Below are 24,100 nucleotides of genomic sequence, written 5' to 3' on the forward strand. Positions count from 1 at the left end.
ATTCTTCCAGGTCCGTCGGGTGCTTCCCTCCCGTCAGGCCGGCTCTGATCCCTCCGCGGCCCGGACCTCGTCCTCGAGGATCCGGATGCGCTCGCGCAGCGCGCGCTCGGCGTCCCAGCCGTGGGTGCGCGCCGCGACGACGAGGGCGAGCAGCTGATCGCCGAGCTCCGCCTCGGTGAGCGGGACGGGCTCGGTGGCGGGCGCGGGGGTAGGACCGACGATCGCCGGCGGCGCCTCCTCGCCGGCCTCGACGGCCGGATCCTCCGAGACCTCGACGCCCGCCTTCGCGGCGCGGCCCAGGATCTTCTGCGCTCGGGCGAGCGCCGGCATGCCGGGCGGGATGCCGTCCAGCACGCTGCGCCGCTCGCGCTTCTCCGCCGCCTTCGCGGCGTTCCAGTGCACGAGCACCTCCTCGGGCGTGCGCGCGATCGCATCGCCGAACACGTGCGGGTGGCGCCGGGTCATCTTCTCGGTGAGCGTGCGCGCGACGTCGTCGATGTCGAACGGATCCTCCGGATCCTGCGCCGCGATCGCCGCGTGGAACAGCACCTGCCAGAGCAGATCGCCGAGCTCCTCACGCAGCTCTGCGCGGTCGTCCCGCTCGACGGCATCGATGAGCTCGGCCGATTCCTCGACGAGATAGGGCACGAGCTCGCGGTGCGTCATCGCCTGCGACCACACGCAGCGCTCCCGCACCTGGCGCATGACCTCCGCCGCGGCGCGGAGCGGATCCAACCCGGGATCCGGCTCCTGATCAGCGCTCATCCCCGTACGCCTCCTCCTCAGCCGACTCGTCGGCGGGCTCGTCGTCCTCCGCGTCACCGAGGGCGCGGTGCACCTTCGCCCGCCAGGAGACCAGCGCGGCCGCCACGATCAGGGCGATCACCGAACCGAGCAGGACCGCGAGGATCGCCTGATCCTTCACGGCCGCGTCCCCGGCGAACGCCAGGTTGGCCAGCAGCAGCGAGACCGTGAACCCGATGCCGCCCAGAGCGCCGGCCGCGAGTACGTCGGGGAACCGGATCGCCGGAGGCGCGCCCCGCGGACGGATCAGCTGCGCGAGGGCGCCGAACGCCCCGATGCCGATCAGCTTGCCGACCGGCAGCGCCACGAGGATCGCGAAGAACGCCGGCGACAGCTCGTCCAGCGGCACCTGCGGGATGACGACGAACGCCGCCACGAAGGCGAACAGCGGCAGCACCAGGCCGTTGACCCAGGGCTCCAGCGCATGACGGGTCGGATCCGCCGCCCTGGGTGCCATCACCAGGCCCAGCATCACGCCCGCGATCGTGGCGTGCACGCCGGAGGCGGCGAAAAGCCCCCAGGCGACGACGCCGACGATCACCATCAGCACGGCGACGACCGGGGTGGCGGGCCCGCGCAGACGTCGGCTGAGCACGGCGAAGACGATGACCGCGAGCACGCCGAGTCCGAGCAGCAGCAGGTTCAGCCCGTGCGCGAACAGCACGGCGATGAACACGATCCCGACGATGTCGTCGAGGATCGCGAGCGCCAGCAGGAAGGCGCGCACCGCCGAGGGCAGACCGCGCCCGAAGACGGCGAGCACGCCGAGCGCGAAGGCGATGTCGGTCGCGGTCGGGATCGGCCAGCCGGTGGCGCTCGGGTCGGATCCGGCGATCCAGAGGTAGAGGGCGATCGGCACGAGGATGCCGCCCGCAGCGGCGATCGCGGGCTGGATCGCGACGCGCACGCTGTTCAGCTCGCCGCGCGTGAGCTCGTACTGGAGTTCGAGCGCCACGACGAAGAAGAAGATCGCGAGCACGCCGTCCGACACCCAGTGCGAGACCGAGAGGTCGAGCGCCGTACCGGGGATCCCGAGGTGAGCGCCGAGGAGGCCTGCGATCGCATCGTGCGTGGGCAGGTTCGCGAGGAGCAGCCCCAGCCCCGCGGTCGCCAGCAGCAGGATCGCGGGGAATTGCGGTGATCTCAGTAGGCGACTCATCCGACTCATCCCCTCCACCGTATCGCGCCCCCTACTTCCGCGAGACTCCAACTGGGCGACGAGACTGCGGCTCAGGAGCGCAGTCTCGTCGCCCAGTTGGAGTCTCGCGGTCATGGGACGCGCGGGGGCCGGGGCCGGCCGGTCACGGGGCGGGCGGGAGCGGAGCGTCACGCGGTCGGCGGGCGCGCCGGGTCGGTTTACGCTCGAACCGTGACCCCCGACACAACCCATACCGAAGCCATCCGCATCGTCGGCCGGTTCGAGGCAGGGCGCGAGCTGCCCGAGGCGATGCGCGCGGACGTGCGCATGCTCGGCGCGCTGCTCGGCCAGGTCCTGCGCGAATCCGGCGGCGACGACCTGTTCGACGACGTCGAGCGCCTCCGCCAGGCCACGATCGAGGCCTACACCGACGAGTCGGCCGAGGCCTTCGACCGCGCGACCCGCATCGCCGAGGAGTTCTCGGTGCAGCGCGCCGACGAGGTGGCCAGGGCCTTCACCGCCTACTTCCACCTCGTGAACCTCGCCGAGGAGCACCAGCGCGTGCGCGTCCTCCGCGAGCGCGGCGACGACCCGACGTCCACCGACACGGTCGCCGGCGCCTTCGCGCAGCTGAGCGCCGAGGTCGGCGAGGACGAGGCCCGCCGGCGGCTGGGCGCGCTGCGGTTCCACCCCGTGTTCACGGCGCATCCGACCGAGGCCCGCCGCCGGGCGGTGTCCTCCAGCATCCGCCGCCTCGCCGAGCTGCTGAGCGCGCACGACGCCGCGGCCGAGGGCGGACCGGAGGCGCACCGCGCCCGCCGGCGCATGCTGGAGGAGGTCGACACCCTCTGGCGCACCGCACCGCTGCGCGCGCAGAAGCCCGCGCCGACCGACGAGGTGCGCACCGTCATGAGCGTCTTCGACGAGACGCTGTTCACGACCGTGCCGCACGTCTACCGCCGCATCGACGACGTCCTGCGCGGCGAGGAGTCCGGATCCTCCGCGCCGATCGTTCCCGCCTTCGTGCGCGTCGGCACCTGGGTCGGCGGAGACCGCGACGGCAACCCGTTCGTGACCGCCGCCGTCACCCGCGAGGCCGCGGCGATCGCCGCCGACCACGTGCTGCGCGGACTCGAGCGCGCCCTGGAGCGGATCGGACGCACGCTGACCCTCGACGCCGAGGGCACGCCGCCCTCCGCGGAGGCGACCGCGCTGTGGGACGCACTGCAGGCCGCCCACCCCGGCGTCGCCCACGAGGTCGCCACCCGCTCCCCCTCGGAGCCGCACCGGCGGATCCTGCTGCTGCTCGCGCACCGCGTCGGGGTCACCCGCCGTGGCGACGACGGCGGATACGCGGATCCGGAGCAGCTGCTCGAAGACCTCCGCACCGTGCAGTCGTCGCTCGAGGCCGCCGGCGCGCACCGGCACGCGTTCGGCGGGGTGCAGCACCTCATCTGGCAGGTGCAGACCTACGGCTTCCATCTCGCCGAGCTCGAAGTGCGCCAGCACTCGCAGGTGCACGCCCGCGCGCTCGCGGAGCTGGATGCGGCGGCGAGCGGATCCGGATCCCTCAGCGCCGAGACCGAGGAGGTGCTCGCGGTCTTCCGCACCGTCCGGGAGATCCAGCGCACCTACGGCCCGCGCGCGGCGGGACGCTACGTCGTCTCGTTCACGCAGTCCGCCCAGGACCTCGCCAACGTGCACCGCCTCGCGCAGCACGCGTGCGGCGAGGACGGCCCCGTGCTCGACGTCGTGCCGCTGTTCGAGACCTTCGCCGACCTGCAGGCCGCCCCGGGGATCCTCGCCGAGATCGTCACCCACCCGGCCTTCGCGGCGCGACTCGCCGCGACCGGTCGCCGCCTCGAGGTCATGCTCGGCTACTCGGACTCCTCGAAGGACGTCGGCCCCGTCGCCGCGAACCTCGCGCTCTATGAGGCGCAGGCCGAGATCGCGGCCTGGGCGCAGCGCGAGGACATCGAGCTCACCCTCTTCCACGGCCGCGGCGGCGCCCTCGGGCGCGGCGGCGGGCCGGCGAACTCGGCCATCCTCGCCCAGCCGCCGCACTCCGTCGACGGCCGGTTCAAACTCACCGAGCAGGGCGAGGTCATCTTCGCGCGCTACGGCGAACCCGCGATCGCGATGCGGCACATCGACCAGGTGACGGCGGCGACCCTGCTCGCCTCCTCCCCCGGGGTCGAGCAGCGCAACAGCGCCGCGGCCGAACGGTTCGCCGAGGTCGCCGCGACCATGGACCGCGCCTCCCGCGATCGTTTCTTCTCGCTCGTGAAGGCGGACGGCTTCGCCCCCTGGTTCGCGACCGTCACGCCGATGGAGGAGGTCGGGCTTCTCGCCCTCGGCTCCCGCCCCGCACGTCGCGGGCTCTCGGTCGAGTCCCTCGAGGACCTGCGGGCGATCCCGTGGGTGTTCGCGTGGACCCAGGCCAGGATCAACCTCGCCGGCTGGTTCGGCCTCGGCACCGCGCTCGAGGCGGTCGGCGATGAGGAGCTGCTGCGCACGGCGTACCGGGAGTGGCCGCTGCTGCGCACGATGGTCGACAACGTGGCGATGAGCCTCGCGAAGACGGATCCGCGCATCGCCCGCCGCTACCTCGGCCTCGGCGATCGCGACGACCTCGCCGGGCTCGTGCTCGAGGAGATGGAGCTCACCCGCTCCTGGGTGATCCGCCTCACCGGAGGCGAGCGCCTGCTGGAGAACAAGCCGATCCTGCAGCGCGCGGTCGCGATGCGGAGCCCCTACGTGGACGCGCTCTCGCTGCTCCAGCTGCGGGCGCTGCGCGGCCTCCGCGACGCCGACGAGTCCGCGCCGGCGCCGGATCCCGAGCTGCAGCGCCTGCTGCTGCTCTCCGTCAGCGGAGTGGCCGCCGGCCTGCAGAACACGGGCTGATCTGCCCTTCTCACCGACGCCGTCGCACGGCGCGGGGCGCGGCCGAGGTGCGGTTAGAGTGAGAACTCCGCCGCATCCGGCTCGTCGCGCCCGACACGATCGACAGCGCTCGCCCTTGTCACTTCGTCAGAAAGCATCCCCCGCGTGACTGAAACCACCCTTGTCGACTTCCATCCGCTGTCCGCGCTCGCCCAGCCCGTCTTCGACGGCGTCCGCGCCCTGAACCCGAACGAGCCCGAGTTCCACCAGGCCGTGCACGAGGTCCTGCACTCGATCGGCCCCGTGCTGGAGCGTCACCCCGAGTTCGTCGACGCGGGGGTGCTGGAGCGCCTCGTCGAGCCGGAGCGCCAGGTGATCTTCCGGGTGCCGTGGGTCGACGACAACGGCAAGCTGCAGGTCAACCGCGGCTACCGGGTGCAGTACTCCTCCGTGCTCGGCCCGTACAAGGGCGGCCTGCGCTTCCACCCCTCGGTGAACATCTCGATCATCAAGTTCCTCGGCTTCGAGCAGATCTTCAAGAACGCGCTCACCGGCCAGGGCATCGGCGGCGGCAAGGGCGGCTCGAACTTCGACCCGCACGGCCGCAGCGACGCCGAGATCATGCGCTTCTGCCAGTCGTTCATGAACGAGCTCTACCGCCACCTCGGCGAGCACACCGACGTCCCCGCGGGAGACATCGGCGTAGGCGGCCGCGAGATCGGCTACCTGTTCGGCCAGTACCGCAAGATCACCAACCGGCACGAGTCCGGCATGTTCACGGGCAAGGGCATCGGCTGGGGCGGTGCGCAGGTGCGCACGGAGGCCACCGGCTACGGCGCGGTGTTCTTCGCGGAGGAGATGCTCGCGGTGCACGGCGAGTCCCTCGACGGGAAGCGGGTGGGGGTCTCCGGATCCGGCAACGTCGCGATCTACGCGATCCAGAAGGCCGCGCAGCTGGGCGCGAAGGCCGTCACGGCCTCCGACTCGTCCGGCTACGTCGTCGACGACGCCGGCATCGACGTGGAGCTGCTGCGCCAGATCAAGGAGGTCGAGCGCGGCCGCATCGTCGAGTACGCGAAGCGCCGCCCCGGTGCCCGCTTCGTGGAGGGCGGATCCGTCTGGGAGGTGCCCGTGGACATCGCGGTGCCCTCCGCCACGCAGAACGAACTGGACGGCGCGAGCGCCGCCGCCCTGATCGCGAACGGCGTGCGTGCCGTCTCCGAGGGCGCCAACATGCCGAGCACCCCCGAGGCCGTCGTCGCCTTCCAGGACGCCGACGTGCTGTTCGCGCCGGGCAAGGCCGCGAACGCCGGCGGCGTGGCGACCTCCGCACTGGAGATGAGCCAGAACGCGGCGCGGCAGCGCTGGGGCTTCGATGACAGCGAGCAGAAGCTGCGCGACATCATGGCCGACATCCACCACGCCGCGTTCGACGCCGCGGAGCGCTACGGCGTTCCGGGCGACTACGTCGCGGGTGCGAACATCGCGGGCTTCGAGCGCGTCGCGCACGCGATGCTCGCGCAGGGCGTGATCTGAGCCGCACCGTCCGAACGACGAAGCGCCGGTCCCCTGCGGAACCGGCGCTTCGTCGTTCCGGGGCTACCGCGCCCCGGTCGGATCCAGCTCGTCGTCGAGGTCGTCGTCGAGCGGCTGCTGCGGTGACGGCACGGGGAGCTTGTTGAAGCCGGTGACCGTCTCGTTCTCGTCGAAGGAGGCGACCTTGCGACGGAAGCCGCGCGTCAGCACGAGCAGGTAGATCACACCGAGGACCGCCCAGACCGTTCCGCCGATGAGCGCGTCCTGATGCAGGTTGGCCCAGAGCAGGCCCGTGAGCAGCATGCCGATCGCCGGCATCACGATGTAGCGGAAGACGTCCCGCGGCGTGCGGCGCAGCCCCTTGCGCACCGCGAACCAGGCGATCACCGACACGTTCACGAAGGTGAACGCGATCAAGGCGCCGAAGTTGATCCAGGCCGCGATGAGCTCGAGGGAGAACGGGATCGCGAGCAGGCAGATCGCGCCGACGAGGACGATGTTGAAGGTCGGCGTGTGCGTGCGCGGGTTGATGTAGCCGAAGACCCGGCGGGGCAGCACGTTGTTGCGACCCATCACCAGCAGCATGCGCGAGACGGAGGCGTGCGAGGCGAGGCCCGAGGCGAGAGTGGCGCAGAAGCCGGCGGCGGTGAGGACCGCGCGCAGCACATCCCCGCCGACGAGATGGCCGATGATCGGCAGCGTCGAGTCCTCGACGTACTGCATGTCGCCGCCGGGGGCGAACTCGTTCCAGTCCGGGAACCGCAGCTGCGTGAAGTAGGCCGCGACGAGGAAGATCGCACCTCCCAGGATCACCGTGAGCAGGATCGCCCGGGGCATGATCTTCGGGCCCTTGGCCTCCTCGGCGTACATCGTGACCGCGTCGAAGCCGATGAACGAGAAGCACACGATCGTGGCCCCCATGAGCACCGCGCCCATGGTCACGCCGTCATGCAGGAAGGGGGCGATCGAGGCGACCGTGCCGGCGCCATGGCCCTGGGCGAGCTGCGCGATGACCATCACCACGAACACCGCCATCACGATGATCGAGAACACGAGCAGCACCATGTTCGCGTTCGAGGTGCCCCGCATGGTCAGGTAGATGATCGCCGTCACCAGCACGCAGTAGAGGACCACCCAGATCCAGCCGGGGATGTCGGGGAACAGCGCCTCGAGGTAACTGCGGATGATGAGGCAGTTCACCATCGGGAGCAGCACGTAGTCGATGAGCGACGTCCAGCCGACCATGAAGCCGAGGTTCGGGTGGATCGACTCGCGGACGTAGGTGTAGGCGGATCCCGCGCTCGGGATCGCGCTCGCGATCTTGCCGTAGCTGATCGCGGTGAACACCATCACGACGAGGGCGACCAGGTAGGCCGCAGGAACGACGTTCGCGGTGTCGCGTCCGACCATGCCGAAGGTGTCGAACACCACGGTCGGGGTCATGTATCCGAGCCCGAGGCCGACGATGGCCCACAGTCCGAGGTTCCGCTTGAGCGTGCCGCCACCCTGGGCGAGCGGCTTCGTCTTCATCGACATGCATCCTCCTTTGGATCTGCGGACGCCCGCCGGAGGCGTTCGGGTACCGGGCGGGCGTGCGCTGCGCAGCACTGCGCAATCGATTGGAGAACATTATGCCGGTGCAGAGGATCCATCGCGACCGCGGATTCTCACGAGGGAATCCGTACCGGATCCGGAATTCCGCGCTGGTTTTCGCAGCCGCGGCCACGACACGCGGCCGCGGCTCACCAGCCCTCGGTGAGCACCCGGTCCACCGCCGCGACGACCACGTCCGCGCTCCGGGCCGTGAGGCACAGCGGGGGCTTGATCTTCAGGACGTTGGAGCGCTCCGAAGTGGTCTGCACGATCACGCCCAGCTCGCGGAGGCGTTCGCAGATCGCGGCCGCCTCCGCCGCGGCGGGCTCCATGCTCTCCCGGTCGCGGACGAGCTCGACGCCCAGATACAGACCCTCGCCGTGCACGGGTCCGATCAGCGCATGGCGCGCGGCGAGCGCGCGGAAGCCCCCGGCGAGACGCGCCCCCACGATGCGGGCGTTCTCCTGCAGACCCTCCTCGGCCATCGCGTCGAGCACGGCGAGGCCCACCCGGCAGCTGAGCGGGTTGCCGCCCGCGGACGAGAAGAACTGCCCCTGCGCGGCGAGCGCGTCGGCCACGCGCTTCGAGGTGATCACCCCGCCGATCGGGTATCCGTTGCCCATCGGCTTGGCGATCGTGATGATGTCCGGCAGGACTCCAGACTGCTCGAAGCCCCAGAACGAGGATCCCATCCGCCCGAAGCCGACCTGCACCTCGTCGGCGATGCAGAGTCCGCCGGCGGCGCGCACCCGCGCATAGGCCTCGGCGAGGTATCCGTCCGGCAGCATCACGCCGCCGGCGTTGCCGAGCACCGATTCGCAGATGAACGCGGCGACCGGACGGTCCTCGGCGGAGAGACGGTCGAGGTCGGCGCCCAGGTCGGCCGCGTAGCGCGTTCCCGTCCCCTCGCCGCGGTAGGTGCCGCGGAAGCGGTTGGGCACGTCGGCCACGTGCACCCACTCCGGCCGGGTGGCCAGGGCGTCGGGGTTGTCGTAGGCGCTCGTGGTGACCGCATCGCTCGCCATGGTCCAGCCGTGATAGGCCTCGCGGAGCGAGACGACGGTCTTCCGCCCCGTCGCGGCCTGCGCGAGCCGGAGCGCGAGATCGACCGCCTCGGATCCGCTGTTCACGAGCAGCACCGTGTCCAGGGGCTCGCCGCGCCCGCCGGAGGGATCTTCGGGGAGCAGCGCGAGGAGACGTTCGCTGTACTCCGCGAGTTCCCGGTACAGGAACCGGGAGTTCGTGTTCAGGATCCGGATCTGCCTGTCGACCGCGTCGGCGACGCCCGGATGCCCGTGCCCGAGCCCCGTCACGTTGTTGACCATGTCGACGTACGCACGACCCGTGATGTCCACGAGGTGGTGCCGCCAGCCGCGTTCGATCTGCGGAGGGCGCTCGTAGTAGCGCTCCTGCGCGCTCGCGAAGATGCGCGATCGCCGCGTGAGCTCGTCGGCCGCCTCGTCGGACTGGCTCCTCGAGGGAAGGCCGAGGATCGCCGCGGGATCCGACGAGAGCCGTCGCCACGCCGGGACACGGTCGGGCTCCACGAGGGGTGCATCGTCCGCCGCGCCCGCGGGCGCCTCCGCACCCCCCGCGAGGACGGTGACGACGAGGGTGCGCCGTCCCGTGCTCTCCGGCACCTGCCCGATGAGTTCGCCCTGCGCCACCTCGCCGCCGTCCGGCCGCGACGGACGCACGCCGCGGATCTCGCACCGCCGGCCGTCCGCCGACACGATGCGGAGCGTGCCGTCCGCCCACGCGAGGATCGTGCCGGAGACCGGGGACGCGACCGCCGCGGCCGGCCCGGCGGGCAGGTGGATCGCCGTGCCGATCGGCCAGGTCGCGGCCGCGTGCGCCGTGTCGATCGTGGTGCGCGTGAGCCGGTACACGCCGTAGGGCATGACGGCGGCCATGGCACCCGTGACGAGGGCGGCGCGGATCAGCGCGTCCTCGGCATCGGCGGCGAGCCACGCGCCCGAGGCGAGCGCCTCGGACTCCGTGCCGGGATCCAGGACGACGACCTCGCCCGCGAGCTCGGGCAGGAGCGGCGCGAGCGGAGCGATGCCCTGCCCGTCGGAGGCCTGCGCGACGGAGGCCTGCGGCGCGGGGGCCTGCGCGGCGGAGGACGGGAAGCCGAGTGCCGCGAGCACCTGTTCGACCGCCTCGGCGAGCGGCACGGCGGTCGCGGCGTCGAAGATCGCCTGCTCCCCCGCGATCCGCTCTCTCGCGTACTCGTTGTCGCCGTCGATCTCCAGCTGCCGCCAGCCGCTGGCGACGAGCAGCGCCGCACGCAGCGCGATGAGCGGCCAGACCGCCCTGGCCTCGGCCTCGCTCAAGGGAGCCTCGGCGTGGAAGGCGGCGATCGTCTCGAGAACGCGCAGCGGGCGCTCCGGCTCATGGTGCAGCATCGACGACGCGCACACGGCGAGCTCGGCCACGCGCCAGCCCAGCGCGAGATCGCCGAGGTCGAGCACGGTGCGCGGGTGCAGCCGGGAGTCCGCGCCGCGCACGCCCATGACGTTGTCGTCGGTGAGGTCGCCGTGGATCGGCTGCACCGGGAGTTCGGCGGCGACACCCCCCAGGAGCCGCTCCGCCTCCGCGATCACGGGAGCCACCCGGTCGCGCAGCACCGGGTCCGCGATCGAGGGCAGCAGGTTCCTCGCCTCGTCGGCAGCCACGCGCATGTCCCACATCTGCGGACGGTCGAGTCCCGGGTGCTCCAGCGCGGCGAGCGCGTTCACGGAGGCGGCGGCGAGGGATCCGAACTCCCGCAGCACGACCGGCGCGAAATAGCCGGCGTCGACCATCGCCTCTCCTTCGGCGAACGCGCTGCGCCGCACCGCGAAGCCGCGCCAGCGCTGGGTGAGCGCGCCGTCGCCGCCGGGAAGCGCTGCCGGCACCGGCACGCCGGCGCTGCGGTAGGCGTCGAGCGCGGCGTGCTGGGCGTCCCTCGCGCTGTCCGGGAAGGCGGGGTTGTCGATCCGGAGCACGCTGCGGGCTCCGCCGGGCTCGGTCAGCAGGAAGTTGCGGTCCTGGTTGCTGCCCAGTTCGGAGGCGGTGACGGCGATGCCCCAGAGCTCCTGGGCGATGAGGACGGCGTCGGAGGCGGTGACATCGGGGCGCACGAGTCCCCCGGTCTGTTCTTGCACGGCGATTCCTTCGTTTCGAGAGGAGGGGATCGGGTCAGAGCGCGTGGTCGTCGACGTGGCGCGCGAGGGAGCGCGCGTAGCGCTCGGTGAGCTGGACCATGAGGTCGGGCGTCGAGCGGTCCACGCCGAAGACGTAGCCGGGGAAGTCCAGCTCGTGCTGCGCGGCCCAGATCTCCTCGTGCCGCTCGGGCGAGAGGATGCGCACGGGGTCGCCGACCGCGACCCAGCCGATCGGCACGACGGTCTCGGGCGGCAGGGTCGTGCGCAGATGCACGACGGCGTTGATGCGCACCTCGCTGCGCTCCCCGATCACGGCGCCGTTGAAGATCCGCGTGCCCGTGGCGAGGAAGACCTCCTCCGCGATCGTCGCGCCCGAGATGCTCGCCATCGGCCCCACCAGCACGTGGTCGCCGATGTGCACGGGGTTCGCCGCGGTGGCGCGGATGAGCGCGTTCTCCATCACGATGACGTGCTCGCCGAGCGTGATCGGTCCGCCCTCGGCCGTGATCACGGCGCCGTGCAGCACCTGGCAGTTCTCCCCGATGGTGACGTCGCCGGAGATCACGGCGGACGGCGCCACGACCGCGGTGTCGTGGATTCGGGGCCGAGCCCCGAGGTGCTCGTAGATCATGTGATGAGCGTAGCCGTCGCCGCCACCCGGGCGTCTCCGAATCGGCGACGCCGCAGCGCTCAGATCCCGACGGGCGGCAGCAGACCCTTCGCCGCGGCCATCGTGCGCGCCACGATCAGGGCCGGATCCAGGATCTCGCCCTCCGCGATGAGGCTGTCGAGTTCGGCGAGCGGCATGCGCACGCTCCGCACCTGCTCCGCCGGGTCGCCGGTCGCGGCATGCCCGCGCCGCACCGCCGTGGCGAGGAACAGGTGGGTCTTCCCGACGCTGCGTCCTGGGTTCATCGCGAAGACGTGCAGGGGCGTCAGCTCGTCGGCGACGAGCCCCAGCTCCTCCTCCAGCTCGCGCCGGGCGGCATCCGCCGGAGCCTCGCCTGACTCGCCGGCGCCACCGGGCAGGTCGAGGATCCAGCGATCGATCGGGTAGCGGTACTGCCGCGCCAGGACGACCTCGGCGCCGAGCACCACGAGCACGGCGACCGCGTAGGGCGCGCTGCGATCGACCTCGTAGACCGCGCGTGCGCCGCCGGGGAGCTCGACCTCGTCGGCGTCGATCCGCACGCGTCCGCGGTGCACCTCGCGCGTGGACACCCAGCGCCAGCGCGGCTCGTCGAGGCTCATCCTGCAGCACCCGTGGATGCGGAGGCGCCGACCGGCTCCGCCGGGGCGGGCTCGGGGAACAGCGCGGTCAGCAACTGCCCGGTCCACTCGACCGGGTCGACCCGGTCTGCACCGGGCATCGGCACGACGAGCGCCTCTCCTCCGCCGACGAGCTTGGCCTGGGGGTACAGGCGCTGCACGCGCACCTTCATCGAGTCCTCGAGACGAGCGGGAGCGACTCGGAGGTTCGACCCCATCGCCACCACGTCGGTGAGGCCCGCACGCGCGGCGCGGCGCCGCAGCCGGGCGATCGCGACGAGCCCCTCGACCTCGGCCGGCGGCGCGCCGTACCGGTCCGCAAGCTCCTCGACCACATGGTCGATCGCATCGTCCGCCGCGGTCGCCGTGGCCGCGCTGGACAGCTTCTGATAGGCCTCCAGTCGCAGCCGCTCGCTGTCGATGTACGAATCGGGGATCCGCGCGTCCACCGGCAGCTCCAGGCGCAGCTCGGCGCCGGTCTCGGTCTCCTCGCCGCGGAAGGTCGCGACGGCCTCACCGATCATGCGCAGGTACAGGTCGAAGCCGACGCCCGCGATGTGGCCGGCCTGCTCCGCGCCCAGCAGGTTGCCGGCGCCGCGGAGCTCGAGGTCCTTGAGCGCGACCTGCATGCCGGATCCGAGGTCGTTGTTCACCGCGATCGTCTGCAGTCGGTCGGCCGCGGTCTCGCTCAGCGGCTTCATGTCGTCGTACAGGAAGTACGCGTACGCGCGCTCCCGGCCGCGGCCCACGCGTCCGCGCAGCTGATGCAGCTGGCTCAGGCCGTAGCGGTCGGCGCGGTCGATGATGATCGTGTTGGCGTTCGAGATGTCCAGGCCTGTCTCGATGATGGTCGTCGAGACCAGCACGTCGAACTTGCGCTCCCAGAAGTCGTCGACGACCTGCTCCAGCTGGTGCTCGCCCATCTGGCCGTGCGCGACGGCGATCCGCGCCTCCGGCACGAGCTCGGCGAGCTCGCTCGCGATGCGCTGGATCGACTGCACGCGGTTGTGCACGTAGAAGACCTGGCCTTCGCGGAGGATCTCGCGCCGGATCGCCGCCGCGACCTGCTTGTCGCTCTTCGGTCCCACGAACGAGAGGATCGGATGCCTGTCTTCGGGCGGGGTCTGCAGCGTCGACATCTCGCGGATGCCGGTGACCGCCATCTCCAGCGTGCGCGGGATCGGGGTCGCGCTCATGGCGAGGATGTCGACGTTGGTCTTCATCTTCTTGAGCGCGTCCTTGTGCTCGACGCCGAAGCGCTGCTCCTCGTCGATGATCATGAGACCCAGATCCTTGAACATCACCTGGTCGGTGAGGATCCGGTGCGTTCCGATCACCATGTCGACGGATCCCTCCAGCAGGCCGTCGAGCGTGAGGCGCGCCTCCTTGTCGGTCTGGAAGCGCGAGAGCGGGCGCACCTTGACCGGGAAGCCCGCGAAGCGCTCGGTGAACGTCTCGAGGTGCTGCTTGACGAGCAGCGTCGTCGGCACGAGCATGGCGACCTGCTTGCCGTCCTGGATCGCCTTGAACGCGGCGCGCACCGCGACCTCGGTCTTGCCGAAGCCGACGTCGCCCGACAGCAGCCGGTCCATCGGGATGGGCCGCTCCATGTCGGCCTTGATCTCGTCGATGGTCTGCAGCTGGTCGGGGGTCTCCGCGAACGGGAACGCCTCCTCCAGCTCACGCTGCCAGGGCGTGTCCTTGCCGAACGAGTAGCCCTTGGCCGCCATCCGCGCCGAGTACAGCTTCACGAGCTCGACCGCGATGTCGCGCACGGCTTTGCGGGCCTTGCCCTTCGCGGCGGCCCAGTCGCTGCCGCCCATCTTGGACAACGTCGGCGCCTCGCCGCCGACGTACTTCGAGAGCAGGTCGAGCTGGTCGGTGGGCACGTAGAGCTTGTCGCCCGGGTAGCCGCGCTTGGACGGCGCGTACTCGAGCACGAGGTAGTCGCGGGTCGTCTTCACGGCGTTCCGCCCGCCCGAGGACACCTCGCGCTGGGTCATCTCGACGAAGCGCGCGATGCCGTGCGTCTGATGCACGACGAAGTCGCCTGCCTTGAGCTGCATCGGGTCGACGACGTTCTTGCGCCGCGAGGCGAGCTTCTTCACGACGCGGGTGTCGCCGCCGATCGTGCGTCCGTAGAACTCGTTCTCGGTCAGGACCGCGATCTTCGCGCTCGAGACCTGGAAGCCCGATTCGATCGCGCCCGTGACGAGCGTCGCGACGCCGGCGTCGGGGATGCCGGGCAGCCCGTCGACCACGCGGGCCGCGACCCCACGGTCGGCGAGCACGTCGCGGGCCCGATCGACGAGGCCGGGTCCCGAGGCGACCAGCACGACCCGCCACCCGTCGGCGACGCGGCCGGCGGTGAACTCGATCGCTCCGTCGACGTTGCCGTGGAAGGACGGGATGGGTGCGGCGCTCACGCCGTCGGCGCCCTGGTCGAACGCGGCATCGTCGGAGCCGGCGTCGAAGGCGCTGAGCCGCCACCACACACCGCCGCGGTCGTGCACGGCCGCGCACAGTTCTGCGACAGACAGGAAGTCGCCGGTCTGCAGGTCGATCGGCGCCGAGGCGCCGGCGGTCGCGGCGCTCCAGGCGGCGTCGAGGAACTCGCGGTTCGTCTCGCCGAGGCTCGCCGCGCGTGCTCCGGAGCGCTCCGGATCCACGAGTGCGACGGCGGCGTTCTCGGGGAGGTAGTCCGTCAGCGGCACCACGGGACCCGCGACGACGGGAAGGAGCGACTCCATGCCCTCGACGGGGATCCCCTCCGCCATCTTCTCGAGCATCCCTGCGATCCCGGGGAAGGCATCGATGAGCTGGGCGGCGCGCTCGCGGACCTCGGCCGTCAGCAGCAGCTCTCGGCTGGCCGGGAGCGAGACGCCGGTGGGAGCGACCGGCAGAGAGCGCTGATCCGCGACGGAGAAGAGGCGGATCTGATCGACCTCGTCGCCGAAGAACTCGACCCGGGAGGGGTGCTCCGCGGTGGGCGGGAACACGTCGAGGATGCCGCCGCGCACGGCGAACTCGCCGCGGCGGGAGACCATGTCGACCCGCGAGTAGGCGCGTTCGACGAGGGACGCCGCCACCGTGTCGAGGTCGTACCCGCGACCTCCGACCGTGAGCTCGAGCGGTTCGACGTCGCCGAGCCCCGCGGCGACGGGCTGCAGGGCTGCCCGCACCGAGGCGACGACGACGAGCGGCCGCTCCCCCGACCAGATCCGCATCCGGCGCAGCACCTCGAGGCGCCGCCCGACGGTGTCAGGGCTCGGGCTGAGCCGCTCGTGCGGGAGCGTCTCCCACGCGGGGAAGGACAGGATCTCGGCGTCGGGGCGGTAGGAGCCGAGCGCGGCGGCGAGCGACTCGGCCCGCCGTCCGGTCGGTGCGACCACGAGCAGCGCCGCGGGCTTCCCCGCCGCGGACCGACGCTCGAGGAGCCCCGCGAGCATGGGCGCGTCCATCCCGGCGCTCGCCAGCAGGTCGGCGTCGGTCTGCGCCCAGCTCAGGGCGTCCCTGAATCCGGACGCCTCCTCTTCCAGAGCGCGGATGATCCCCTGCACAGTCACCGGAAGAGTCTATGCGCCGCCGCCGACACGACGCCTGGGCGGAGTCGGAACGCGATGGCCCGCCCAGCCTTCCGCGCGGGTTGTCATCCGGGTGGTGCGAGGGCGTGGGCGGGGGTGCGGGCGGGTGGGGGTGTGCCGTGGTGGGTGCGGGGCCGGTGCCAGCCGCGGTGGGGGTCCCACCAGTGGGGGCCTCGGATCTCGGGCACCCCGTGACGCATGCGGACCTGCCAGCCGGACACATCGAGGGTGCGGTGGTGGTGCCAGCACAGCGCCACACCGTTACTCGTATGCGTACGCCCACCGCGGGCGTGCTCGTGGACGTGGTGGATCTCGCACCAGGTCGCGGGCACATGGCAGCCGGGGATCACGCACTCCCGGTCGCGGAGGACGATCGCACGACGCTGCACCGCCGTGAAGACGCGAGCGGTCGTCCCGATCGACACGATCTGGCCCCGCTCATCGAACAGCACCCGCTGGACCCCACCCGCACACGCCGTATGCCGGGCAACAGAGACCGGCACGTCCCACCCGGTGCCCTCCAGGCGTGCCCGCCCCGTCCCGGAGACATAGTCCTCCGCGGTCACCGAGACCACCAGGGTCGGGGCCGCACCGCCGAGGTCGGGGAACCCGCCGGATGCGGCGGCGACGGTCACGATCATCGCGAGCGCGTCGTGACGTTTCTGCGCCGGGGTGCGCTCGTCCACCGGATCCCCAAGACCATCGCAAACATCCTCACCGGCATCAGCGCCGTCGGTGTCGGCGGGGTCGGTGTCGGCGGGGTCGGTGTCGGTGGGGTCGGTGTCGGTGGGGTCGGCGGGGGTGAACCTGACCCCGTCGGTGGCGACCGGGGGCGCATCACGCGCGGCAGGGTTGCCGACCGCGTCGAACAAGCGCTGCAACTGCGCCGCCGTCTCCGGGAGCAACCCGCCACGGATCGGGACGACACCCTCACGAAGCGACCCGAACGTGACACCCCTGTTCCGTTCCCCCGCCCGATCCTCCGGCTCCGCCCCGTCCGGATCCAACCGCAACATCAACACCCTAGAGAAATCCGCCAACTCCCCCGTCGACGGGGCGGGCCCCGGACGGCCCTGCTCATCCGGCAGATCCTCCCCCCGCGCCGTACGCGCGAGCAACCCGTCCACCACCTCCCGCTCCTCCGCGGTGATCCGGTTCCCCGCCCGCTGCACCGGCCCGACCGCGGCCAGCAACCCCGCCACCGAGACCACCCCGTCCCGCAACACCTCCGCCATCGCCGGGAACGCCGCCGGACCCAACTCACCACTGGACAACATCACCTCCCGGTGCGTGACCCTAGCCGCACGCACAAACCCCCGCGCCGTGCCCACATCCGTCCGCAACGCCCGCCGCAACAACTCCGTCACATCCCGACACCCCGCTCCCGGCGACACCCGCTCCACCGCCAGCCGCCGATCCCGATCCGCGACCTCCCCGACCAACCCCGTCAGCACCGCATCCACCCGCCGCCGCACCGACCCCGCCGTGATCACCGCCGACACCAGCCCCGTCGCGTCCACCCCGTCGAACCCCGCACCCGCCTCCGCCGACGCGCACAACCCCGCCAGCAGGTCATCCACCTGCCGCAGAACCTCCGCCGGACTCGATCGCACACCCCCATCCAACCCGGCACCACCGACATCCGAACCCCCAGATCAGCCCCCGATTCCGAACCGTGCAGAACTCCCCAGAAACGCGGCCTGTGGAGGACGAAACAACCACCACCGCTGCGCGCGGCACACCGGCCAGCGCTGTCCGCGCGTCGGCCACCGACCCTAGGATGAACGCGTGACCGATCCGCAGCAGTCCAACCCCGTTCCGCCGCCCACCGCGCCGGGATATCCGGCGCCGCCGGTCGCTCCGCCCGCCTACCCGCAGCAGCCGGTCCCACCCGGGTACGCGCAGCAGCCGGTTACTCCCGCATACCAGGCACCACCCGGAGCCTTCTCCGGCCCCGCCGGCGGTTATGCCGCGCCGGTCGCCCCCACGGCCGCGCCTGCCGGCCGTCCGGGTCTCGGCCGCATGGCACTGCTGCTCGCCCTCCTCGCCACCGTGGTGCTCACGATCGTGGGCGCCGTGCTCGCCTGGCAGGTGGGCCACGGCATCGGCTCCTCGGCCGACCTCACGTCCCTCGAGAACAGGATCTCCTCCGAAGACCTGTCCATCCTCACCCCCGTGCGCGATCTCATCCTGTGGGTCGAGATCACGACCTGGACGGCGACCGCGCTGGGGATCTGGGCGCTCGTGCAGGGCATCGTCGCGATCGCCAAACGGCGCGGACGCGGACCCGGCATCGCCGCGGTCATCATCGCCGCGCTCGGACCGTTCGTGTACGGCCTCGTGGGTTACATCGTCTTCATCGTCGGTCTGGGCGTCGCGGCGACGCAGCGCTGACGCGCAGGGCATCGGTACCGGGCGTCCCCGAACGGTCCCTCGCCGCCGCTCGCACGCGGATCAGCGCGGAGCGTGATGCTTCTGCTGCGCCGCGAGCAGCCCGTCCTGCACCAGCAGCTCCACCGCGTCCGCCGCGTCGGAGATGAGGATCGGGAGGTTCGGACGCTCTGCCGCGCCGAAAGGAGCGAGCACCCAGTCCGCCGGATCCTGTCGTCCCGGAGGGCGGCCGATCCCCACTCGCACGCGCGGGAAGTCGGGCGTGGTCAGCACGCGCGCGACGTCGCGGATGCCGTTGTGCCCGCCGTGCCCGCCACCGACCTTGAGCTTGATCGTGTCGAAGGGGATGTCGAGCTCATCGTGCACGAGCACGATCCGCTCCGGATCCACCGAGTAGAACCGGGCGAGCGCGCCGACCGGGGCGCCCGAGACGTTCATGAAGCTGTTCGGCTTGGCGAGCACGAGCTTGTCGCCACCCGGGCGCACCCAGGTCTCCACGACCCTGGCCCCGCCCTTGTGCTCACGGAACGTCTCGCCGCGGCGGGCCGCGAGCTCGTCGACGACCATCTGCCCGACATTGTGCCGGGTCGCCGCGTACTTCGGCCCCGGGTTGCCGAGCCCCACCACCAGCCAGGTCTGCGCCATGGATCCATCCTCCAGGAATTCGCGCCCACCGGGTGAAGCTCCCTGGGACGACGAAGGGGGCGCGATCGGATCGCGCCCCCTTGATCAGAAGTTCGAACCGCGGATCACTCCGCGGCGGCCTCCTCGGACTGCGCGTCGGCGACGGCCTCATCGGCAGCGGCGATCTCGTCCTCGGCCGCGAGCGCGGCGGCGGGAACGGACACGGCGACGATGAGGGTCTCCGGGTCGGCGACCAGGGTGACGCCCTTGGGCAGCACGACGTCGGCGGCGGTGATGCGCGCGCCGTCCTCGAGGCCCTCGACCGAGACCTCGACGTGCTCGGGGATGTGGGTGGCCTCGGCCTCGACCGAGAGGTGCGTGGCGTCGAGGTTCGCGATGGTGCCCGCGAAGGACTCGCCGGTCAGCACGACGGGGAGCTCGATCGAGACCTTCTCACCCTTCTTCACGACGAGCAGGTCGATGTGCTCGATGATCTGGTGCACCGGGTCCTTCTGGACGTCCTTGACCAGGGTCAGCTCGGCGCGGCCGTCGATGTCGAGCTCGAGCAGCGCGTTGGCGCGGCGGATGAGCAGGCCGACCTGGTGGCCCGGCAGGGCGACGTGCACCGGGTCGGTGCCGTGGCCGTAGATGACGGCGGGGATCTGGCCGGCGGCGCGCAGACGGCGGGCGAAGCCCTTGCCGAAGCTGGTGCGGAGCTCCGCGACGACCTTGTTGTTCTCAGTCATGATGTTCTCCTTGTTCACACGCGGCACAGGGGCTGCGCGGTGGTCTGGGTGCGTCGTCTCGACATGACGGAAGGAGAGCCAGAGCTCGCCGCGTCGATCACGGATGTGCGCGCACGCGCGCCATCCCTCGCCGAGGACCCCACCATGCTACCCGAGATCGGCGCGCGGCACTGACGATAGGCTGTACGGCATGACCGATGGTGTATTCCTCTCCGAAGCGCTGGCCTGGCTGATCGGCCTGATGGCCGTGGGAGCGACGGTGCTCTGCTTCGGCGCGCTGTTCTCGCTCGGCCGCTCCGGCTACCGCAAGGACTGACGAACCTCACACGAAGAACCGCGCCGCCCCGAGGGACGACGCGGTTCTTCTCGTGTGAGCGCACCCTGCGGCACGCTCGGGCCGGCGGCGCCGGGGGCGTTCACCCCACGCCGAGGTAGGCCTCCTTCACCGCAGGATCGGCGAGCAGCTCCTTGCCCGTTCCGGTGCGCGTGATCGCCCCGGTCTCCAGCACGAACGCGCGGTGCGCCCTGGCGAGGGCCTGGTTCGCGTTCTGCTCCACGAGCAGCACGGTCGTTCCCTGCGCGTTGATCTCCGTGATGATCTTGAAGATCTGCCGGATGAACTGCGGAGCGAGCCCCATCGAGGGCTCGTCCAGCAGCAGCACGCGGGGTTGCGACATCAGCGCCCGGCCGATCGCGAGCATCTGCTGCTCGCCGCCGGACATCGTGCCGCCGAGCTGCTTCTTGCGCTCGTCGAGCCGCGGGAACAGCGAGAACACGCGCTCATAGGACTCCGCGACACCCGACTTGTTCTTCAGGCCGAAGGTGCCCATGTCGAGGTTCTCCAGCACCGTCATGCCGGGGAAGATGCCCCGACCCTCCGGCGACTGCGAGATGCCCTTGACCACACGCAGGTGCGCCTTCATCTTGGTGATGTCCTGGCCGTCGAAAGTGATGGATCCGCTCGACGGCTGGAGCAGCCCCGAGATCGTGCGCATCGTCGTCGTCTTGCCCGCACCGTTCGCGCCGATCAGCGTGACGATCTCGCCCTCGTCGACCGAGAAGGAGATGTCGTGGATCGCCTTGATCCTGCCGTAGTGGACCGCGACGTCCTTGAGTTCAAGCAGCGTCATCTTCGGGCACTCCCAGGTAGGCGGCGATCACGCGCGGATCGTCGCGGATGGCGGCGGGCAGGTCGTCGGCGATCTTGCGTCCGAACTCCAGCACCACGATGCGGTCGGTGACACCCATCACGAGCTTCATGTCGTGTTCGATGAGCAGCACCGTGTAGCCCTCGTCCCGGATGGACCGGATGAGGGCCATCAGGTCCTCCTTCTCGGCCGGGTTGAAGCCGGCGGCGGGCTCGTCCAGGCAGAGCAGTTTCGGATCCGTCGCGAGAGCACGCGCGATCTCGAGGCGCCGCTGGGATCCGTAGGACAGATCCCGCGAGCGCTTCTGCGCGTGCTGGGCGATGCCGACGAAGTCGAGCAGGGCCATCGCCCTGTCGACCGAGCTCCTCTCCTCGCGGATGTGCCGCGGCGAGCGGATCAGCGCGCCGGGCACCGAGGTGCGGTGCCGGGCATCGAGGCCCACCACCACGTTCTCGAGCGCCGTCATCTCGCCGAACAGCCGGATGTTCTGGAACGTGCGCGCCAGTCCCATCCGCGTGATCTGGTGCTGCTTGCGCCCCTTGACCGACGTCCCTTCCAGCAGCACGTCGCCGCTGGTCGGACGGTAGACGCCGGTCATCGCGTTGAAGCACGTCGTCTTGCCTGCGCCGTTCGGGCCGATGAGACCGAGGATCTCGCCGCGCCTGATGTCGAACGAGACGTCGTCGAGGGCCGTGAGGCCGCCGAACTTGATCGTGAGGTTCTTCACCTCGACGAGCTTCTCGCCGACGGCGACGTCGATCTCGCGCTCGGACTCCGCGCCCTCGACGAGCGGAGGGGCCTCGCCCGGCACGATGTCGGGTTCCGCGCCGTCCTCGGGCAGTGGCTCCGCGGCGGACGCCGCGTCGATCACGGGCTCCTCCGGGGTCGCGTCGGCCCTGTTGTCGTTCTCGTCGGTCACGACGCGCTCCCTTCCGTGCGGGGCGTGGGCGCTCCCGGCGGTTCCGCGCCTCTCGGCGTCTTCGGCGGCGCCACCCATTCGATCGCCTTGCGCGAATACGCCATGAGCCGCATCTTCGCCGGGATGAGGCCCTGCGAGCGGTAGATCATCAGGATCACCAGGGCGACGCCGAAGATCAGGTACTTGTAGTCGGCCACGGCGGTGAACCGCAGCGGGATGTACGCGACGATCGCGCCACCCAGGATCGCGCCGACCTTGTTGCCCGTGCCGCCGAGGACGACCGCCGCGAGGAACAGGATCGAGGTCTGCACATCGAACTTCTGGTTGTTGACGAAGCCGACCTGACCGGCGAACAGCGCTCCGGAGAGACCGCCCACGCTCGCGCCGATCGCGAACGCCCACACCTTGTACTTGAACGTCGGGACGCCCATGGTCTCCGCCGCATCCTCGTCCTCGCGGATCGCGATCCAGGCCCGACCGACGCGCGAGCGCTCCAGGTTGCCCGCGAGCAGCAGGATGATGATGAGGATCGTCACGGTCAGCCAGTACCACGGGGTGCCGTTCGAGTTCGCGAAGATCGGGATCCCGTTCGGTCCCTCCCCCGGCGGGCGACCGACGTTCTGGAAGCCGACCTGACCCTTCATGGCGGGGATGATGGTCGCCAGGATCCGGACGATCTCACCGAATCCGAGCGTCACGATCGCCAGGTAGTCGCCGCGCAGGCGCAACGTGGGCACGCCCAGCACGACGCCGAAGATCATCGCGATCACCATGGCCAGCGGAAGCGTCCACAGGTACGGGATCTTCAGGTACGGCGAGTCCGGACTCGTGAACATCGCGGCCGTGTAGGAGCCGACCGCGAAGAAGGCCACGTACCCGAGGTCGAGCAGGCCGGCATAGCCGACCACGACGTTCAGGCCGACCGCGACGAGCGCGTACACGGCCATCGCGAACAGCGCGAGGGGCCAGTCGTTGCCTGGTGCGGTGCTGAGCGGGAAGAAGTTCAGATAGGGCATCGCGTAGGCGATCGCGACGACGATCAGCATCCACGCCCACTGCGCGGGCCGGGACAGCTCGTTCCACCGCTCGCGCAGCCCTCGGAACGGTCCCCGGCGCACGGTCGCGATGGACTCGGTCTCGATCGCCTCGCGGGCCGTCTCTGCCGTGGGCAGCGGGCGGGGCCCGTCGGATGAGGTGCTCATGCCTTGCTCCTTCCGAGAGTGGTGCCCAGGATGCCGGTCGGGCGGACCAGCAGGACGAGGACGAGGATCACGAAGGCGACGACGTCGGCCCACTGCGCATCTCCGAGCAGGATCTGCCCGTAATTGCCGACGATGCCGAGCAGGATGCCGCCGAGCAGCGCGCCGCGGACGTTGCCGATGCCGCCGAGCACGGCCGCCGCGAACGCCTTGACGCCCAGGATGAAGCCGCCGTTGTAGATGACGCCGGAGGGCACCAGCATCACGTAGAACAGCGCGGCGGCTCCGGCCAGCAGACCGCCGATGATGAACGTGATGACGATGGTGCGCTCCTTCGAGACGCCCATCAGGGTCGCGGTGTCGGGATCCTGCGCCACGGCGCGGATCCCGCGTCCGGTCCGGCTGCGCCGGATGAACATGTCGGTGCCGATCATGAGCAGCAGGGCCGCGACGACGATGATGATCTGCTGGTTCGTGATGATCGTGCCGAACACGTCGAACACCGGCGTCGGGATGAACATCGTCACCGCCGGCTGGGCGTTCGCCCCGCCGATGAACGGCAGGAAGATCAGGTACTGGATCGCGAACGAGACGCCGATCGCGGTGATCAGGAACGCCAGTCGCGGCGCGTTCCGTTTGCGCAGGGGTCTGTAGGCGACCCGTTCGACGACGAACGCGGTGCCCGCGGAGAACACCATGCCGACCACGAGCGCGAGCAGCAGATCCATGATGATCGCCAGCGGCCCGATCGTCGGGGCGCTGGGGCCGAAGCCGAGCATCGTCAGGGTGATCACGACGCCGTAGGCGCCGACGATGAAGACTTCCGAGTGGGCGAAGTTGATCAGGCTCAGGACGCCGTAGACGAGGGTGTATCCGACGGCGATCAGGCCGTAGACGGCGCCGAAGGTGAGGCCGTCGAAGGTGGCGCTCCAGAAGTTCTGGAGCAGGGAGTTGATATCGAAATTGATCCAGGACGAGTCCATGTGCACCACGGACTGGGCGACGAGATCGAGCATTCAGTTTTCACTTCCACAGAGGGCGCGACATTGCGCCGGGAAAGAGCAGGGGCAGGGGATCCCGCGGCACGGAGAGCCTCCGTGCCGCGGGACCCTTTCGG

At 70.9% G+C, this 24,100-nt stretch carries 18 protein-coding genes; 4 read left to right on the forward strand and 14 right to left on the reverse strand.

Annotated elements, in window-relative coordinates; all coding sequences use genetic code 11:
* Positions 1 to 33: 33 nt before the first annotated feature.
* Together ACIPY5_RS05175 and ACIPY5_RS05180 are read right to left on the reverse strand one after the other, a co-directional pair.
* A complete protein-coding gene (locus tag ACIPY5_RS05175; protein WP_400967479.1) occupies positions 34 to 765 on the reverse strand; it encodes a MazG family protein in 732 nt (243 codons plus the stop codon).
* Positions 755 to 1,963, reverse strand: a complete 1,209-nt coding sequence (locus ACIPY5_RS05180) for a Na+/H+ antiporter NhaA (protein ID WP_400967482.1) — start codon at positions 1,961 to 1,963, stop codon at positions 755 to 757. Before ACIPY5_RS05180 ends, ACIPY5_RS05175 begins: the two co-directional genes overlap by 11 nt.
* 288 nt (positions 1,964 to 2,251) lie before the next feature.
* Between ACIPY5_RS05180 and ACIPY5_RS05185 the strand changes: the two genes are divergently transcribed.
* Both ACIPY5_RS05185 and gdhA read left to right on the forward strand, forming a co-directional pair.
* Positions 2,252 to 4,846, forward strand: coding sequence for a phosphoenolpyruvate carboxylase (locus ACIPY5_RS05185; protein ID WP_400968478.1), 2,595 nt, complete (start codon positions 2,252 to 2,254; stop codon positions 4,844 to 4,846).
* Positions 4,847 to 5,023: 177 nt separating this feature from the next.
* Complete coding sequence (gene gdhA, locus ACIPY5_RS05190) at positions 5,024 to 6,361, forward strand: NADP-specific glutamate dehydrogenase (RefSeq protein WP_400968481.1); 1,338 nt, start codon at positions 5,024 to 5,026, stop codon at positions 6,359 to 6,361.
* Positions 6,362 to 6,424: 63 nt separating this feature from the next.
* Here gdhA and ACIPY5_RS05195 read toward each other — a convergent pair whose 3' ends face one another.
* From ACIPY5_RS05195 to ACIPY5_RS05220, 6 genes are all read right to left on the reverse strand, one after another.
* Positions 6,425 to 7,897, reverse strand: a complete 1,473-nt coding sequence (locus ACIPY5_RS05195; RefSeq protein WP_400967485.1) for an APC family permease — start codon at positions 7,895 to 7,897, stop codon at positions 6,425 to 6,427.
* A gap of 206 nt (positions 7,898 to 8,103) precedes the next feature.
* Entirely contained in the window at positions 8,104 to 11,103 is a 3,000-nt protein-coding gene (locus ACIPY5_RS05200) for an aminotransferase (RefSeq protein ID WP_400967488.1), read from the reverse strand.
* A 34-nt stretch (positions 11,104 to 11,137) separates the two neighbouring features.
* The gene (locus ACIPY5_RS05205) at positions 11,138 to 11,734 is read right to left on the reverse strand and encodes a gamma carbonic anhydrase family protein (protein WP_400967491.1); all 597 of its coding nucleotides are present in this window, start codon (positions 11,732 to 11,734) and stop codon (positions 11,138 to 11,140) included.
* Positions 11,735 to 11,793: 59 nt separating this feature from the next.
* Positions 11,794 to 12,354 (reverse strand): NUDIX hydrolase, encoded by a 561-nt coding sequence (locus tag ACIPY5_RS05210; RefSeq protein ID WP_309357088.1) that lies wholly within the window; start codon positions 12,352 to 12,354, stop codon positions 11,794 to 11,796.
* Positions 12,351 to 15,938, reverse strand: coding sequence for a transcription-repair coupling factor (gene mfd / locus ACIPY5_RS05215; protein ID WP_400967495.1), 3,588 nt, complete (start codon positions 15,936 to 15,938; stop codon positions 12,351 to 12,353). The genes ACIPY5_RS05210 and mfd overlap by 4 nt, the downstream gene beginning before the upstream one ends.
* A gap of 83 nt (positions 15,939 to 16,021) precedes the next feature.
* The gene (locus tag ACIPY5_RS05220) at positions 16,022 to 17,536 is read right to left on the reverse strand and encodes a DUF222 domain-containing protein (protein ID WP_400967497.1); all 1,515 of its coding nucleotides are present in this window, start codon (positions 17,534 to 17,536) and stop codon (positions 16,022 to 16,024) included.
* 208 nt (positions 17,537 to 17,744) lie between these two features.
* Between ACIPY5_RS05220 and ACIPY5_RS05225 the strand changes: the two genes are divergently transcribed.
* The gene (locus ACIPY5_RS05225) at positions 17,745 to 18,350 is read left to right on the forward strand and encodes a hypothetical protein (RefSeq protein WP_400967500.1); all 606 of its coding nucleotides are present in this window, start codon (positions 17,745 to 17,747) and stop codon (positions 18,348 to 18,350) included.
* A gap of 60 nt (positions 18,351 to 18,410) precedes the next feature.
* Here ACIPY5_RS05225 and pth read toward each other — a convergent pair whose 3' ends face one another.
* Entirely contained in the window at positions 18,411 to 18,992 is a 582-nt protein-coding gene (gene pth / locus ACIPY5_RS05230; RefSeq protein ID WP_400967503.1) for an aminoacyl-tRNA hydrolase, read from the reverse strand.
* A 104-nt stretch (positions 18,993 to 19,096) separates the two neighbouring features.
* Positions 19,097 to 19,717, reverse strand: a complete 621-nt coding sequence (locus tag ACIPY5_RS05235; RefSeq protein WP_400967506.1) for a 50S ribosomal protein L25/general stress protein Ctc — start codon at positions 19,715 to 19,717, stop codon at positions 19,097 to 19,099.
* A 190-nt stretch (positions 19,718 to 19,907) separates the two neighbouring features.
* On the opposite strand from ACIPY5_RS05235, the gene ACIPY5_RS05240 reads away from it, so the two are divergent.
* A complete protein-coding gene (locus ACIPY5_RS05240) occupies positions 19,908 to 20,033 on the forward strand; it encodes a hypothetical protein (protein ID WP_258133241.1) in 126 nt (41 codons plus the stop codon).
* 100 nt (positions 20,034 to 20,133) lie between these two features.
* Here ACIPY5_RS05240 and ACIPY5_RS05245 read toward each other — a convergent pair whose 3' ends face one another.
* From ACIPY5_RS05245 to ACIPY5_RS05260, 4 genes are all read right to left on the reverse strand, one after another.
* Entirely contained in the window at positions 20,134 to 20,841 is a 708-nt protein-coding gene (locus ACIPY5_RS05245) for an ABC transporter ATP-binding protein (RefSeq protein ID WP_396652860.1), read from the reverse strand.
* A complete protein-coding gene (locus ACIPY5_RS05250) occupies positions 20,834 to 21,679 on the reverse strand; it encodes an ABC transporter ATP-binding protein (RefSeq protein ID WP_396652861.1) in 846 nt (281 codons plus the stop codon). Before ACIPY5_RS05250 ends, ACIPY5_RS05245 begins: the two co-directional genes overlap by 8 nt.
* 101 nt (positions 21,680 to 21,780) lie before the next feature.
* Positions 21,781 to 22,986 carry a branched-chain amino acid ABC transporter permease gene (locus tag ACIPY5_RS05255; RefSeq protein WP_309338024.1) on the reverse strand — a complete coding sequence of 402 codons (1,206 nt, stop codon included), beginning with the start codon at positions 22,984 to 22,986 and terminating at the stop codon, positions 21,781 to 21,783.
* The gene (locus tag ACIPY5_RS05260) at positions 22,983 to 23,999 is read right to left on the reverse strand and encodes a branched-chain amino acid ABC transporter permease (protein ID WP_309338026.1); all 1,017 of its coding nucleotides are present in this window, start codon (positions 23,997 to 23,999) and stop codon (positions 22,983 to 22,985) included. The genes ACIPY5_RS05255 and ACIPY5_RS05260 overlap by 4 nt, the downstream gene beginning before the upstream one ends.
* Positions 24,000 to 24,100: the final 101 nt, after the last annotated feature.

Origin of the sequence: Microbacterium sp. NPDC089698 (genome assembly GCF_044749045.1) — a bacterium.
Classification (GTDB): Bacteria; Actinomycetota; Actinomycetes; order Actinomycetales; family Microbacteriaceae; genus Microbacterium.